Source organism: Blastococcus sp. SYSU DS0616 (genome assembly GCF_054051015.1).
The window spans coordinates 77,371-91,927 of sequence record NZ_JBJHAJ010000004.1; the positions used below are offsets into that span (position 1 = coordinate 77,371).

General features: G+C 75.2%; 9 protein-coding genes and 1 pseudogene. 8 read left to right on the top strand and 2 right to left on the bottom strand.

The annotated features are described in order from the left end of the window. Window positions 1–98: 98 nt before the first annotated feature. From ACI79K_RS04210 to ACI79K_RS04220, 3 genes and pseudogenes are all read left to right on the top strand, one after another. Window positions 99–353, top strand: coding sequence for a DUF4244 domain-containing protein (locus ACI79K_RS04210; protein WP_456599052.1), 255 nt, complete (start codon window positions 99–101; stop codon window positions 351–353). A 3-nt stretch (window positions 354–356) separates the two neighbouring features. Continuing rightward, complete coding sequence (locus ACI79K_RS04215) at window positions 357–731, top strand: TadE family type IV pilus minor pilin (protein ID WP_456599053.1); 375 nt, start codon at window positions 357–359, stop codon at window positions 729–731. Then, window positions 728–1,054: pseudogene (locus ACI79K_RS04220) on the top strand (Rv3654c family TadE-like protein); the annotation flags it as partial. The gene ACI79K_RS04215 and the pseudogene ACI79K_RS04220, both read left to right, overlap by 4 nt. Window positions 1,055–1,090: 36 nt before the next feature. Here ACI79K_RS04220 and ACI79K_RS04225 read toward each other — a convergent pair. Beyond that, the gene (locus ACI79K_RS04225) at window positions 1,091–3,574 is read right to left on the bottom strand and encodes a DEAD/DEAH box helicase (protein ID WP_456588158.1); all 2,484 of its coding nucleotides are present in this window, start codon (window positions 3,572–3,574) and stop codon (window positions 1,091–1,093) included. A 187-nt stretch (window positions 3,575–3,761) separates the two neighbouring features. Between ACI79K_RS04225 and ACI79K_RS04230 the strand changes: the two genes are divergently transcribed. The 3 genes from ACI79K_RS04230 to ACI79K_RS04240 all read left to right on the top strand — a co-directional run bounded on the left by ACI79K_RS04230 (window position 3,762) and on the right by ACI79K_RS04240 (window position 9,972). Then, entirely contained in the window at window positions 3,762–6,029 is a 2,268-nt protein-coding gene (locus ACI79K_RS04230; protein ID WP_456588157.1) for a sodium-translocating pyrophosphatase, read from the top strand. A 266-nt stretch (window positions 6,030–6,295) separates the two neighbouring features. Beyond that, window positions 6,296–9,160, top strand: a complete 2,865-nt coding sequence (topA, locus tag ACI79K_RS04235; protein WP_456588156.1) for a type I DNA topoisomerase — start codon at window positions 6,296–6,298, stop codon at window positions 9,158–9,160. Further along, window positions 9,160–9,972, top strand: a complete 813-nt coding sequence (locus ACI79K_RS04240) for a class I SAM-dependent methyltransferase (protein ID WP_456588155.1) — start codon at window positions 9,160–9,162, stop codon at window positions 9,970–9,972. The genes topA and ACI79K_RS04240 overlap by 1 nt, the downstream gene beginning before the upstream one ends. A 17-nt stretch (window positions 9,973–9,989) precedes the next feature. Here ACI79K_RS04240 and ACI79K_RS04245 read toward each other — a convergent pair whose 3' ends face one another. Further along, window positions 9,990–10,814 carry a trans-aconitate 2-methyltransferase gene (locus tag ACI79K_RS04245; RefSeq protein ID WP_456599054.1) on the bottom strand — a complete coding sequence of 275 codons (825 nt, stop codon included), beginning with the start codon at window positions 10,812–10,814 and terminating at the stop codon, window positions 9,990–9,992. 196 nt (window positions 10,815–11,010) lie between these two features. Between ACI79K_RS04245 and tmk the strand changes: the two genes are divergently transcribed. Both tmk and ACI79K_RS04255 read left to right on the top strand, forming a co-directional pair. Beyond that, window positions 11,011–13,290, top strand: coding sequence for a dTMP kinase (gene tmk, locus ACI79K_RS04250; RefSeq protein WP_456588153.1), 2,280 nt, complete (start codon window positions 11,011–11,013; stop codon window positions 13,288–13,290). After that, complete coding sequence (locus ACI79K_RS04255) at window positions 13,287–14,483, top strand: DNA polymerase III subunit delta' (protein WP_456588152.1); 1,197 nt, start codon at window positions 13,287–13,289, stop codon at window positions 14,481–14,483. The genes tmk and ACI79K_RS04255 overlap by 4 nt, the downstream gene beginning before the upstream one ends. The last annotated feature ends 74 nt before the right edge of the window (window positions 14,484–14,557 follow it).

Below are 14,557 nucleotides of genomic sequence, written 5' to 3' on the forward strand. Positions count from 1 at the left end.
CTCTCCACAGATGTCGCGTGCCCCTCGGCCGGGCCGCCCGCAACCCCGAGGCTCGATGGCACGGCCCCGCCGGGGGCCCCGACCGAGGAGGACGCCCGATGCCCGGAACCACGCCCGCTCCCTGCAACCCGTCACCGGAGGGGGCCGAGGAGCCGCCTCGCGGCCTGCTCCTCCGCCGCCGGTGGGCGCGGCTGCAGACACGTGCGGAGGCCGGCATGAGCACCGCCGAGTACGCCGTCGGCACCGTGGCCGCCTGCGCCTTCGCCGCGGTGCTCTACCGGGTGGTCTCGGGCGACTCCATCGTCACCGGGCTCACCGAGCTGGTCGACGCCGCGCTGGCCACCCTCTCCTGAGCGGTGGCACGTCGAGCGGCCCCGCGCCGGGAGGCCGGGATGGTCACCGCCGAGACCGCGGTGGTCCTGCCGGTCCTGCTGCTCGTGCTCGCCGGGGCCGTCGCCGCGGTCACCGTCGTGGGTGCGCAGCTGCGGTGCGTCGACGCGGCCCGGGAGGGGGCCCGGGCCGCGTCGCGCGGGGAGGAGGTCGCGGTCGTCGCGGAGTGGGCCGGCCGGGCGGCGCCGGCGGGTGCCGGCACGGCGGTCACCGGCAGCGGGAGCGAGGTCCGCGTGACCGTGACGGCGGAGGTCCGGCCCCTGGGCCCGCTGCCCTGGCGGGTCACCGTCACCGCCGCGGCGGTGACGCAGCGCGAGCCCGGGACGGAGCCCCCCGGATGAGCAGGGAGCGCGGCTCGGCCACGGTGTGGGTGCTGGTGCTCTGCGCCGTCCTGGTGACCGTCGCAGCCGGGGCGGTGCTGGTCGGCCTGGTCACGGTGGCCCGCCACCGGGCGGCGACGGCGGCGGATCTCGCCGCCCTGGCCGCCGCCGGGCGCGCGGTGCTGGGTGATCCGGCGGCCTGCACCGCGGCCGCCGAGGTCGCGGCCGCCAACGGCGCGGAGCTGACCGGGTGCCGGGTCACCGAGGGTGCGGTCGTCGAGGTGACCGTGCGCGTGCCGTTGCGGCTGGGCCGGCTCGGCGTGCACGGCGCGGAGGGCCGGGCCCGCGCCGGCCCGGTCGCAGCCGCCGCGCCGACCGGGTCAGAAGACGAGGTCCTCCTCGGTCGGCGCGGGCACCTCTTCGGCAGCAGTGACCGCGCCGGGAACCGGGGCGTCGTCGTCCTCGTCGGCGAGGTCGTCCGCGCCCCGCTCGTCGACGGTGGCCAGCTCGTCCAGGACGACGTCGAGCACCCGCACCGCGCCGGCCTTGTCGAGGGGGTCGTTGCCGTTGCCGCACTTGGGCGACTGCACGCACGAGGGGCAGCCGCTCTCGCACTCGCAGCTGGCCACGGTCGCGCGGGTGGCCTGCAGCCAGCTGCGCAGTGCCGCGTAGCCGCGCTCGGCGAAGCCCGCCCCGCCGGGGTGGCCGTCGTAGACGAAGATCGCCGCCGTCCCGGTGTCGGGGTGCACCGCGGTGGAGAGCCCGCCGAGGTCCCAGCGGTCGCAGGTGGCCAGCAGCGGCAGGATGCCGATCGCCGCGTGCTCGGCGGCGTGCAGCGAGCCGGGCAGCGCCGCGTCGTCGACCTCCGCCCGCTGCACGGCGCGGGAGTCGAGGGTCAGCCACACCGCCTTGGTCCGCAGCTGGCGCGGCGGCAGGTCGAGCGGGAACTCGGCGAGCACCTCGCCGGTGCCCAGCCGCCGCCGCTGGTACGCGACCACCTGGTTGGTCACGTCGACGACGCCGGTGTGCGCGGTGACCGTGCCCAGCGACCGGGTCTGCTCGATCGAGACGATCGCCAGGTCGGTGACGTCGCGGGCCACCGTGGTCCAGTCGGGGCTCTCCGGGTGCACGACAGCGCAGGCGTCGTCGAGGTCGAACTCGTCGACGACGAAGGTGTCGCCCCGGTGCACGTAGAGGGCGCCCTCGTGCACGGTGGAGTGCGCGGCGCCGCCGTCGACGGTGCCGAGCAGCCGGCCGGTGCCGGCTTCGATGATCGCCACCGGCTCGTCCCCGCTGCCGCGGATGTCGACGTCGGGGCGGCCGCGCCCGGCCCAGTACCAGCCGGCCGGCCGCCGGCGCAGCTGCCCGGCGGCCACCAGCTCGTCCAGCTGCGCCTCGGCCACCGGGCCGCCGAAGTCGGCGAGGTCCGCGGGCACCAGCGGGAGCTCGGCCGCGGCGCAGCACAGCTGCGGGCCCAGCACGTAGGGGTTGGCCGGGTCGGTGACGGTGGCCTCGACCGGCCGCCCGAACACCGCCCGCGGGTGGTGGGCCAGGTAGTGGTCCAGCGGGTCGTCGCGCGCGACGAACACCACCAGTGACTCCCGCTGCGCCCGCCCGGCCCGCCCCGCCTGCTGCCAGAGCGAGGCGAGCGTCCCGGGGTAGCCGGCCAGCAGGACCGCGTCCAGTCCCGCGATGTCGATGCCGAGCTCGAGCGCGTTGGTGGTCGCCACGCCCAGCAGGTCCCCGGCCGAGAGCGCCCGCTCCAGCTCCCGGCGCTCCTCGGGCAGGTAGCCGCCGCGGTAGGAGTCCACCCGGGGGACGAGGTCGGCGCGGCCGCGGTCGTGCAGCAGCCGGCGGGCCTGCTCGGCCACCGACTCCGCGCTGCGGCGCGAGCGCACGAACGCCAGCGTCCGCGCGCCCCGCTCGACGAGGTCGGCGAGCAGGCCGGCGGCGTCGGCGGCGGCCGAGCGGCGCAGCGGCGCCCCGTGCTCGCCGGTCCGCTCGGTGAGCGGTGGTTCCCAGAGCGCGAAGGTGGCGCCCGGGCGCGGGGAGCCGTCGTCGGTGACGGCGACGACGTCCGCCCCGATCAGCCGGGTCGCCGCGGCGGCCGGGTCGGCCACGGTGGCCGACGCGAGCACGAAGACCGGGTCCGCGCCGTAGCGGCGGCAGATCCGGCGGAGCCGGCGCAGCACGTGCCCGACGTGCGAGCCGAACACCCCGCGGTAGGCGTGGCACTCGTCGATCACCACGTAGGCCACCCGGCGCAGCGTGCTCGACCAGCGCTGGTGCGCGGGCAGGATCCCGCGGTGCAGCATGTCGGGGTTGGTGACGATCCAGCGGGAGTGCCGCCGGACCCAGTCCCGCTCTTCGGCCGGGGTGTCGCCGTCGTAGGGGGCCGGCCGCACCGAGGGGTCCGCGAGCTCGGCCACCGAGGCCAGCTGGTCGCGGGCCAGCGCCTTGGTGGGCGCGAGGTAGAGGACGCAGGCGCGCGGGTCCTCGGCGAGCGTGGTCAGGGCCGGGAGCTGGTAGGCCAGCGACTTCCCCGACGCGGTGCCGGTGGCGACGACGACGTGCCGGCCTTCCCGCGCCGCCTGCGCCGCCGCGACCTGGTGCTGCCACGGAGCGCGCACGCCCCGTGCCACCAACCGGTCGCGCAGGCCCGGCTCCACCCACTCCGGCCACGCGGCCGTGCGGCTCTCACGCACCGGCAGGTGGTGCACGTGGGTCACCGGCTGCTCGTCCTCGGCCGTGTCCGCCAGCAGCGCGGCCAGCAGCTCGCCGCCGCCGGGCCAGGCCGCAGCGCCCCCGGACCGGTCGTCCGTGCCGGGAGGGGGAGCCGACCGGACCGGGTGGAGCGTGGTCACCTCCCCACTGTCACACCCGGGCGCAACCGGCCGTCGCCCGCCGGGAGAAGGAGCGCGCGGACCGGCCACATGCAGTGTGATCTCCCTTACACTTCGCGCCGTCCCGGGGCCCGCCCCCGGGACGCCGACCTCCGCCGCACCGGGGAGCACGGCGCCTCCCGGGCGGCCGCAGACGCCTGGAGGAGCCATGCCTGACGGATCGCTGTCCGGCGGGGAGACGGCGCTGGTCGCCGTCATCCTCGCGATCTCCCTCGCCGCGCTGGCCTTCGCCGCCTACCTGGTCCGTGCCGTCATCGCCGCCGATCAGGGCACGGAGAAGATGAAGGAGATCGCCCGGGCCGTCCAGGAGGGCGCGGCGGCCTACCTGCGTCGGCAGTTCCGCACGCTCAGCGTCTTCGCGGTGATCGTCTTCGCCCTGCTGCTGGTCCTCCCCGTGGCCGACGGCGGCTTCGGCACCCGGGTGGGACGGGCGGTGTTCTTCCTCGTCGGGGCACTGTTCTCGGCGCTGGTCGGCTTCATCGGCATGACCCTGGCCACGCGCGGCAACGTGCGGGTGGCGGCCGCCGCCCGCGAGGGCGGCTACCGGCCGGCCTTCCGCATCGCGTACCGGACCGGTGGCGTCTGCGGGATGATCACCATCGGCCTCGGCCTGTTCGGCGCGGCGCTGGTCCTGCTGCTGTTCGACGAGACCGCGCCGGTCGTCCTCGAGGGCTTCGGGTTCGGCGGTGCGCTGCTGGCGATGTTCATGCGCGTCGGCGGCGGCATCTTCACCAAGGCCGCCGACGTCGGCGCCGACCTGGTCGGCAAGGTCGAGGCCGGCATTCCGGAGGACGATCCCCGCAACGCCGCGACCATCGCCGACAACGTGGGCGACAACGTCGGCGACTGCGCCGGGATGGCCGCCGACCTCTTCGAGTCCTACGCCGTCACCCTGGTCGCCGCCCTCATCCTGGGCCAGGTCTTCTTCGGCTCGGTGGGCATGGTCTTCCCCCTCGTGGTGGCCGCGATCGGGGTCATCGCCTCGGTCGTGGGCATCCTGGCCACCAACCCGGGCAAGAACGACCGCAACGGCCTGGCCCCGATCAACCGCGGCTTCTTCGTCTCCGCCGTGGTGTCGCTGGTGCTCGTGGCGGTCGCCGCGTTCACCGTGCTGCCCGGCACCGGTGGGGGTGCGGGCCTGGCTGTCAGCCCGCAGGTGCTCGGCCTCGTGGCGGTGCTCGTCGGCGTCGTGCTGGCCGCGGCCATCCAGCAGCTCACCGGCTACTTCACCGAGACCAGCCGCAAGCCGGTCCAGGACGTCGGGCGCAGCTCCCTCACCGGACCGGCCACCGTCATCCTCTCCGGCATCTCGCTGGGCCTGGAGTCGGCGGTCTACGCCGCGCTGCTCATCGGGGGAGCGGTCTACGGCGCCTTCCTCATCGGGGGCGGGGCCGCGCTCTACGCCGTCGCCCTGGCCGGGTGCGGGCTGCTCACCACCGCCGGCGTGATCGTCTCCATGGACACCTTCGGCCCGGTCAGCGACAACGCCCAGGGCATCGCCGAGATGTCCGGCGACATCGACGACGACGGCGCCCGGGTGCTCACCGACCTCGACGCCGTCGGCAACACCACCAAGGCGATCACCAAGGGCATCGCCATCGCCACCGCCGTCCTCGCCGCCACCGCGCTCTTCGGCTCCTACAACGCCCAGGTCGCCGTCGCGCTCGACGAGGCCGGCGCCACGCTCGGCACCGCCTTCAGTCTGGTCAACCCGAACAACATCGTCGGTGCGGTCCTCGGCGCCGCAGTGGTCTTCTTCTTCTCCGGGCTGGCCATCAGCGCCGTGTCCCGGGCCGCCGGACGCGTGGTCTTCGAGGTGCGCGAGCAGTTCCGCACGCACCCCGGGATCATGACGTTCGAGGAGCGGCCGGACTACAGCCGGGTCGTCGACATCTGCACCAAGGACTCGCTGCGCGAGCTCGCCACCCCGGGCCTGCTGGCCGTGCTGGCGCCGGTGGCCGTGGGCTTCGGTCTCGGCATCGGCCCGCTGGCCGCCTACCTCGTCGGCGCCATCGCGGCGGGCACGCTCATGGCGGTGTTCCTCTCCAACTCCGGCGGCGCCTGGGACAACGCCAAGAAGATGGTGGAGGACGGCAGCTACGGGGGGAAGGGCAGCGAGGCCCACGCGGCCACCGTCATCGGCGACACGGTGGGCGACCCCTTCAAGGACACCGCCGGCCCGGCGATCAACCCGCTGATCAAGGTGATGAACCTGGTGGCACTGCTCATCGCACCCGCGGTGGTCGCCCTGTCGGTCGGGGAGGGCGCCAACACCCCGGTCCGGGTGGCGATCGCGCTGGCCGCCGTCGTCGTCATCGTGGTCGCGGTCGTGGTGTCCAAGCGGCGCTCGGTCGTCGTCGGCGAGGCGACGACGGCGTCCTCCACCGGGTCCGAGCTCACCACCAGCGCGCCCTGAACACCGCCGGCGGCTGACCCCTTGGCGGTACACCGCCTTCCACCTGCGGGAACACGGCCGCACCATCCACGTTGGTCGGGGTGGCGGCACGCCCATGGAGAGGTCGCCCCCGGCGCCACGGCGCCGGGGTGGCTTACCGTGGCCCGCCGAGGGGCGTTCCGCGGTGGCGCCCGCCGCCCCGGCACCCGCCGGGGCGACGCAGGAGACCGGCCGACCGGCCGGTCCCGCCGCACCCGCACCGCCCCCGCAGCACCGACAGGAGTCCCGTGCCCACCAAGACCACGCAGACCGAGAGCGACCCCACGACGGACGGCGCGAAGAAGACGCCGGCCCGCCGGGGCTCGGCCGCGTCCGGCGGCCGGCCGCTGGTCATCGTCGAGTCGCCGACGAAGGCGAACAAGATCGCCGGCTACCTGGGCAGCGGCTACGTCGTCGAGGCCAGCGTCGGGCACATCCGCGACCTGCCGCGCAACGCCGCCGACGTCCCGGCCGAGCACAAGGGCGCGGCGTGGGCGCGGCTCGGTGTCGACGTCGACAACTCCTTCGAGCCGCTCTACGTGGTCAGCCCCGACCGCAAGCAGCAGGTCACCCGACTCAAGCAGCTGGTGAAGGACGCCAGCGAGATCTACCTCGCGACAGACGAGGACCGCGAGGGCGAGGCCATCGCCTGGCACCTGATCGACACCCTCAAGCCGCGGGTGCCGGTGCGCCGGATGGTCTTCCACGAGATCACCCCCGAGGCGATCGCCCGTGCCGTGGCCAACCCGCGGGAGCTCGACACCCACCTGGTCGACGCGCAGGAGACCCGGCGCATCCTCGACCGGCTCTACGGCTACGAGGTCTCCCCGGTCCTCTGGAAGAAGGTGCTGCCGAAGCTCTCGGCCGGCCGCGTCCAGTCGGTGGCCACCCGCATCGTCGTGGAGCGCGAGCGGGAGCGGATGGCCTTCCACGCCGCCGACTACTGGTCGCTGGAGGGCACCTTCGCCGTCCCCGGCCGCGCCGCCGGCGCCGACGCGGGCGAGCCCACCACCGTGCGGGCCAAGCTGGTCAGCGTCGACGACAGCCGCGTCGCCACCGGCAAGGACTTCGACGCGGCCACCGGCCGCGTCACCGGTGACGTCGTGCACCTCGACGAGGCCGGCGCCCGCGGCCTGGCCGCCCGGCTCGAGGGCCGCCAGGTGAGCGTCAGCCGGGTCGACGAGAAGCCCTACCGCCGTCGTCCGTACGCCCCGTTCACCACCTCCACGCTGCAGATGGAGGCCGGTCGCAAGCTCGGCTGGTCGTCGGCGCAGGTCATGCGGGTGGCGCAGCGGCTGTACGAGAACGGCCACATCACCTACATGCGGACCGACTCGACGAACCTGTCGGCCGAGGCGGTCAACGCCGCTCGCACCCAGGCGCGGGAGCTGTACGGCGACGCGTACGTGCCGCCGGAGGCGCGGGTCTACAGCAAGAAGTCCAAGGGGGCGCAGGAGGCGCACGAGGCCATCCGGCCCGCCGGGGACAGCTTCCGGACCCCCGGCCAGCTGGCGTCGGAGCTGGCGCGCGACGAGTTCCGGCTCTACGAGCTGATCTGGCAGCGCACCGTCGCCTCGCAGATGGCCGACGCCGTCGGCCAGACCGTCAGCGTCCGGCTGGCCGGTCGCAGCAGCACCGACGAGGCGGTCGAGTTCACCGCCAGCGGCCGCACGATCACCTTCCCCGGCTTCCTGCGGGCCTACGTGGAGTCCCGGGACGAGGGCGCGCAGAAGGACGGCGACGACGACCACGGCAGCGACGACGCCGAGCGCCGGCTGCCGCGCCTGGAGCGCGGCCAGACCCTCGACACCCGGTCGCTCGACGCCAAGGGCCACACCACCCAGCCGCCGTCCCGCTACACCGAGCCGAGCCTGGTGGCCCGGCTGGAGGAGCTGGGGATCGGCCGGCCGTCGACCTTCGCGTCGATCATGCAGACCATCCAGGACCGCGGGTACGTGTGGAAGAAGGGCAACGCCCTCGTCCCGTCGTTCGTGGCGTTCGCCGTGGTCAACCTGCTCGAGCAGTACTTCGCCCAGCTGGTCGACTACCAGTTCACCGCGTCGCTGGAGGAGGAGCTCGACGAGATCGCCGGCGGGAACCTGGGCCGGGTGGACTGGCTGACCGAGTTCTACTTCGGTGGCGAGGGCCGGCACGCCGGCGCGATCGCGCAGTCCGGCGGGCTCAAGCAGGTCATCGGCCAGCGACTGGAGGAGATCGACGCCCGCGGCATCAACTCGATCCCGCTGCGCGCCACCGACCGCGAGGGCCGCCCGGTCGTCGTCCGCGTCGGCCGCTACGGCCCCTACCTGCAGGCCGACGGCGAGGACGGCGCGCGCGTCAGCATCCCCGAGGACCTCGCGCCCGACGAGCTGACCGAGGAGAAGGTCCGCGAGCTGCTGGAGGCGCCCTCGGGCGACCGGGAGCTGGGCACCGACCCGGAGTCCGGGCACCCGGTCGTGGTGAAGGCAGGCCGCTACGGCCCCTACGTCACCACCGTCGTCCCCGAGGGGAGCAAGGAGTCGCCGCGCACGGCGAGCCTGTTCTCGTCGATGTCCCCGGAGACGGTGACCATCGACGACGCGCTGAAGCTCCTGACGCTGCCGCGCACCGTCGGCACCGCGCCCGACGGCGAGGAGATCCAGGCGCTCAACGGCCGGTACGGTCCGTACCTGAAGAAGGGCACCGACTCCCGCTCGCTCGACAGCGAGGAGAAGTTGTTCACCACCACGCTGGACGAGGCGCTGGCGATCTTCGCCCAGCCCAAGCAGCGCGGCCGGGCGGCGGCCAAGGCCCCGCTCAAGGAGCTCGGCCCCGACCCGGTCACCCAGGGCGTGGTGACCGTGCGCGAGGGTCGCTTCGGGCCCTACGTCACCGACGGCGAGACCAACGCCAGCCTGCGCAAGGGCGACGACGTCGAGTCGATCACGATCGAGCGCGCCGCCGAGCTCCTGGCCGACCGCCGAGCCGCTGGACCGTCGAAGAAGAAGGCCGCCAAGAAGACGACGGCGAAGAAGACGGCGGCGAAGAAGACGACCGCGAAGAAGGCCACCGCGAAGAAGACGACCGCGAAGAAGGCCGCCACGACGGCGTCGGACCCGGTCACCGCGGGCTGATGAAGGACCCCGTCCCCCGCACCCCTCGCATGCTCGGGGGAGGCCTCGGGGCGGGGCCGCCGGACGAGGACGCGCTGGGGGCACGGGCGCGCTCGTTCGGGGCGGTCGCGGCCGGGTACGCCGCGCTGCGGCCGACGTACCCGGTCGACGCGGTCGAGTTCCTCCTCGGCCGGGACCGGTCGCTCGACGTGCTCGACGTCGGTGCCGGCACGGGACTGCTCACCCAGGTCGTGCTGGGCCTGGGGCACCGCGTCCGCGCGGTCGACCCGTCCCCGGAGATGCTGGCCGAGCTCGGCGCCCGGTTCCCGGCGGTCGCCACCGCCGTGGGGACCGCGGAGCGGCTCCCGGCTGGGAACGCCTCGGTCGACGCCGTCGTGGCCGGGCAGGCCGCGCACTGGTTCGACCCGGTCCCGGCCGCCCGCGAGATCCGCCGGGTGCTCCGTCCCGGTGGAGTCCTCGGCCTGGTCTGGAACACCCGCGACGACCGGGTGCCCTGGATCGCCGCACTGGAGGAGCTGATCGCCGACGAGGCGCGCGGGCACGAGGCCGACCAGCGCGTCGTCGACCGCTTCGCCGAGGAGCTCGGGGCCGACGTCGAGGTCGTCGAGTCGGGGATCGTGCAGCGTGCGGGCCCCGAGGACGTCGTCGGCGGCATCGCCACCCGCAGCTACGTGGCGGTCATGGACGGCGCCCGGCGCGAGGAGTTCCTCTCCGCGATCCGCCGGCTGCTGGCCGACCACCCCGGCACCCGGGGGCGGCCGGAGCTCGAGCTGCCCTACCGGACGCACGCCTACCGGCTCACCCCGCGCTGACCGCCGCCGGCCGACGGTCAGGACAGGCGGGTGCCGACGGCGAAGACCCGCCGGAAGGGCAGCAGCGTCGTGCCGTCGGGTCGGGGCGGGTAGGCCGTCCGCAGGGCCTCGGCGTAGGCGGCGGAGAACGCGGTCGCGGCGTCGTCGTCCAGCCGGGCGAGGACCGGGCGCAGCACCGTCGAGCGCACCCAGGCCAGCACCGGGTCGGGCCCGCTCAGCTCATGCAGGTACGTCGTCTCCCAGACGTCGGGCACCAACCCCGCCCCGGTGAGCACCTCGGCGTAGCCGGCGGGCTCGAGCACGGCGTCGGCCCGCGGCGCGACGCCGGCCAGCCGGTCGGCCCACTCCGGGCGGCGGCACAGGTCGGCCAGCAGCGCGTGGGTGGGTGCCCGGAAGTTGCCCGGCACCTGGACGGCGAGCCACCCGCCGGCCGGCAGGGCCGCGGCCCAGCGCGCCATGAGGTCCGGGTGCCCGGGCACCCAGTGCAGGACGGCGTTGCTGACGACGACGTCCACCGCGCCGGCCGGGGTCCAGTCCCGCACGTCGCCGAGCCGGAACTCCACGTGCCCGGGAGCGGTGGCGGTGGCCGCGGCCAGCATCTCGGGGGAGGAGTCGACGCCGATGACGCGGGCACCCGGCCAGCGCTGCGCCAGCGAAGCGGTCAGGGAGCCCTCTCCGCAGCCCAGGTCGACGACGACCCGCGGGTCGGGGGCCCCCACCCGGGCGAGCAGGTCGGCGAACGAGCGGGCGCGTTCCCCGGCGAACCGCAGGTAGGTGTCCGGGTGCCAACGGCCGGGTGAAGTCTTGCCGGCCTGGCGCGTCGGATCCCCGGTCGCACTCATCATCCCCGACCCTGACAGGGCTCCGCCCGTCCGCGGAGCCGTCGAGAACCGCCCACCCGCCGGGTAATGCGGTGCCGGAACGTGGTCCCCGGCCGGTACCGTAACCCCGCTGGGCCCGCTCCGCCCTGCCGCCCACCGACCTGGGGAGCTCGCCATTCCGGCCGACCCGAACTCACCGGCACCGCCCGAGAAGGCGGTGCCGGCTGCTCCGGTCGGGGAGCCGGCCGCCCCGGGCGACGGGCTGCCGCCCGCCGGCACGCCGGTGCCGCCGTCCGCGGGCCCGCCCCTGACCGACGTCGGCCCGGACGGCGCACCCCCCGGCTCGTCCGCCTCGGGCGCGGACGGCTCCGGTGCGGTGGGCACGGTGGCCAAGATCCGCGCGGTGCTGCGGGTGCGCGACTTCCGCAAGCTCTGGCTGTCCACGCTGCTGTCCAGCTTCGGTGACTGGCTCGGCCTGCTCGCCATCACCGTCACGGCGACGATGACCTTCGACGACTACGCCGCGCAGAACTTCGCGCTGGCCGGCGTCCTGCTCTTCCGGCTGCTCCCGGCCATCGTGCTCGGCCCGGTGGCCGGGGCCTTCGCCGACCGGTTCGACCGGCGGAAGACGATGGTGGTCACCGACATCTTCCGGTTCGGGCTGTTCGCCTCGATCCCGATCGTCGACAACCTCATCTGGCTCTTCATCGCCCAGTTCGTCATCGAGGCCTTCAGCCTGTTCTGGATCCCGGCCAAGGACGCCGCCGTCCCCAACATGCTGCGCAAGGACCAGCTGGAGCCGGCCAACCAGCTCTCCCTGGTCACCACCTACGGGCTCACCCCGGTGGCCGCGGCGATCGTGTTCGCCCTGCTCACCAGCGTGGGCGGCGAGCTCAGCGCCGTCCTGCCGGGCGTGGACGAGGTGGACCTCGCCCTCTACCTGAACGCGCTCACCTTCCTGGTCGCGGCCTTCGTCATCTGGAACCTGCCGTCGATCAGCGGCCGCCGGGCGGAGGGGGCGGTGGTCGGCCAGCAGGAGAGCTTCCTCGGCTCGCTGGTCAAGGGCTTCTCCTTCGCCGGGCACACCCGCCTGATCCGGGGCCTGGTCGTGGGCATCACCGGGGCCTTCGTCGCGGCGGGCGCGATCATCGCCACCGGGCAGGCCTACGTCAACGTGCTCGGGGGCGGCGAGGCGGCGTACGGCCTGCTGTTCGGGGCCGTCTTCGTCGGCCTGGGCCTGGGTATCGGCATCGGCCCCAGCGTGGCCCGCGACCTCGCCCGCGAGCGCATCTTCGGGCTGGCGATCGTCGGCGCCGGGGTGGTCGTGGTGCTGCTGTCGCTGTCCTTCGCGCTGTGGATCTCGCTGCTGCTCGTGGTCGTCATGGGCTTCTTCGCCGGCATGGCCTTCCTGGCCGGGATCACCCTGATCGGCACCGAGGTGGAGGACTCGATCCGGGGCCGCACCTTCGCGATCGTGCAGTCCCTGGTCCGCGCGGCGCTGATCATCTCCCTGGCCCTCGTGCCGATCGGGGTGGGGCTGATCGGCCGGGAGGAGCTCGACCTCGGCGCCGTCGTGCTGCCGCTCTCCGGCGAGCGGATCATGCTGCTCGCGGCCGGGCTGCTGGCCATCGGCGTCGGGTTGCTCGCCTACCGGCAGATGGACGACCGGCGCCCCATCCCGCTGTGGGCCGACGTCGTCACCGCGCTGCGCCGCGACACCACCGCGCGCCGCAGGCTGGCCGGGGGCGGGGTGCTCATCGCCTTCGAGGGCGGCGAGGGGGCCGGCAAGTCCACCCAGGTGCGCCGGCTGCAGGAGTGGCTCGCCGACGAGGGGCTGACCGCCCGTGCGTCCTTCGAGCCCGGCGCCACCCCGCCGGGGGCCGGGATCCGCTCGATCGTGCTCGACCGCGCCCAGGTGGGCATCGCCCCGCGGGCCGAGGCGCTGCTCTACGCCGCCGACCGCGCCCAGCACGTGCACGAGGTGCTGCGCCCCGCGCTCGACGCCGGCGAGGTCGTGATCACCGACCGGTTCATCGACAGCTCGCTGGCCTACCAGGGCGCCGGGCGCACGATCCCGCTCGACGACGTCCGCACGATCTCCCGCTGGGCCAGCCAGGGCCTGCAGCCCGACCTGACGGTCCTGCTCGACCTGCCGCCCGAGGTGGGCCTCGCGCGAGCCCGCGGCCGGGCCGCCGCCGACCGGCTGGAGTCGGAGTCGCTGGAGTTCCACCAGCGGGTGCGGCGCACCTTCCAGGAGCTCGCCGAGGCCGAGCCCGACCGCTACCTGGTGCTCGACGCGCGGCGTTCACCCGACGAGCTCGCGGCCGCGATCCGGGTGCGGGTCGCCGAGCTGCTCTCCGGGCTGCCGCTGCAGACCCCCGCACCGCCGGCCGCGCAGACCCAGGTCGCTCCCGAGCTGCGGCACGACGGCCGGGGCGGTGCCCACGCGCACCATCCGCACGCGCAGACCGGCGCCACGCCGCAGCTGCACCCGTGACCGCGCCGGTGGTGGCGCCCGAGGAGGGCGTCTGGACGCAGGTGGTCGGCCAGCCGGCCGTGGTGGCCGAACTGCGGGCGGCGATCGCCGACCCGACCGCGATGACCCACGCCTGGCTGTTCACCGGCCCGCCGGGGTCCGGGCGGTCGGTGGCCGCGCGCGCCTTCGCCGCCGCGCTGCAGTGCCCCGCGGGCGGGGACGGCACCTGCCACGCGTGCCGCACCGTGCTGGCCGGGACGCACGCCGACGTGCAGATGATCGTCCCCGAGGGCCTGTCCATCGGCGTCGCCGAGGTGCGCGAGCTCGTGCGCATCGCCGGCCGGGCCCCCTCGCAGGGCCGCTGGCAGGTGGTGGTGGTCGAGGACGCCGACCGGATGACCGAGCAGGCGTCCAACACCGTGCTCAAGATGCTCGAGGAGCCGCCGCCGCGCACCGTGTTCCTGCTGTGCGCGCCCAGCCTCCACCCGGACGACGTGCCTGTCACCATCCGCTCGCGCTGCCGCGTCGTCGGGCTGCGCACCCCGCCGGCGGAGGCGATCGCCGAGGTGCTGGTCCGCCGGGACGGCGTCGACCCCGCGCTGGCCGCCTGGTCGGCCGCGGCGTCGGGCGGGCACGTGGGCCGGGCCCGGCGGCTGGCCCGGGATGAGACGGCACGGCTGGCCCGCAAGGCGGTGCTCGACGTCCCCCTGCGGCTGGTCTCCCTCGCCGCGTGCCTGGACGCCGCCGACGACCTGGTCGGCGCGGCGAAGGAGGAGGCCGACGAGGCCTCCGCCGCTCTGGACGGGGCCGAGACCGAGGCGGTCAAGGCCAGCCTGGGGGTCGGTGCGCGCGGGCCGGGCGTGGCCGCCGCCAGCCGGGGTGCGGGCCAGCTCAAGGAGCTGGAGAAGCGGCAGAAGTCGCGGGCCACCCGGCTCGGTCGCGACTCCCTGGACCGCGCGCTGGTCGACCTGGCCGGGCTCTACCGCGACGCACTGGTCCTCGACGCCGCTGTGTCCTCCCCGACCCACCCCGCGCCGCAGCTCAACCACCCCGACCGCCGCGCCGACGCCGAGGAACTGGCCCGGCGGATCGGCGCAGAGGGGGCGCTGCGCCGCATCGACGCGATCCTGGCCTGCCGGCGAGCGCTGGAGCAGAACGTGAAACCCCAGGTCGCCCTGGAGGCGCTGACCGTCGCGCTGCGCCTGCCCGCCTGAGGAAGGCCCTTGCTGCCCTCCTTCGCTCCTGGGCTCGCCGGGGACCGTGCGGGAGGGCCGCTGCGCGGAGCGGG

Excerpts from the sequence above, each read along its gene's own strand:
- ACI79K_RS04245 (WP_456599054.1), bottom strand. The coding sequence starts at position 10,814 with ATGAGTGCGACCGGGGATCCGACGCGCCAGGCCGGCAAGACTTCACCC.
- ACI79K_RS04210 (WP_456599052.1), top strand. The coding sequence starts at position 99 with ATGCCCGGAACCACGCCCGCTCCCTGCAACCCGTCACCGGAGGGGGCC.
- ACI79K_RS04230 (WP_456588157.1), top strand. The coding sequence starts at position 3,762 with ATGCCTGACGGATCGCTGTCCGGCGGGGAGACGGCGCTGGTCGCCGTC.
- ACI79K_RS04240 (WP_456588155.1), top strand. The coding sequence starts at position 9,160 with ATGAAGGACCCCGTCCCCCGCACCCCTCGCATGCTCGGGGGAGGCCTC.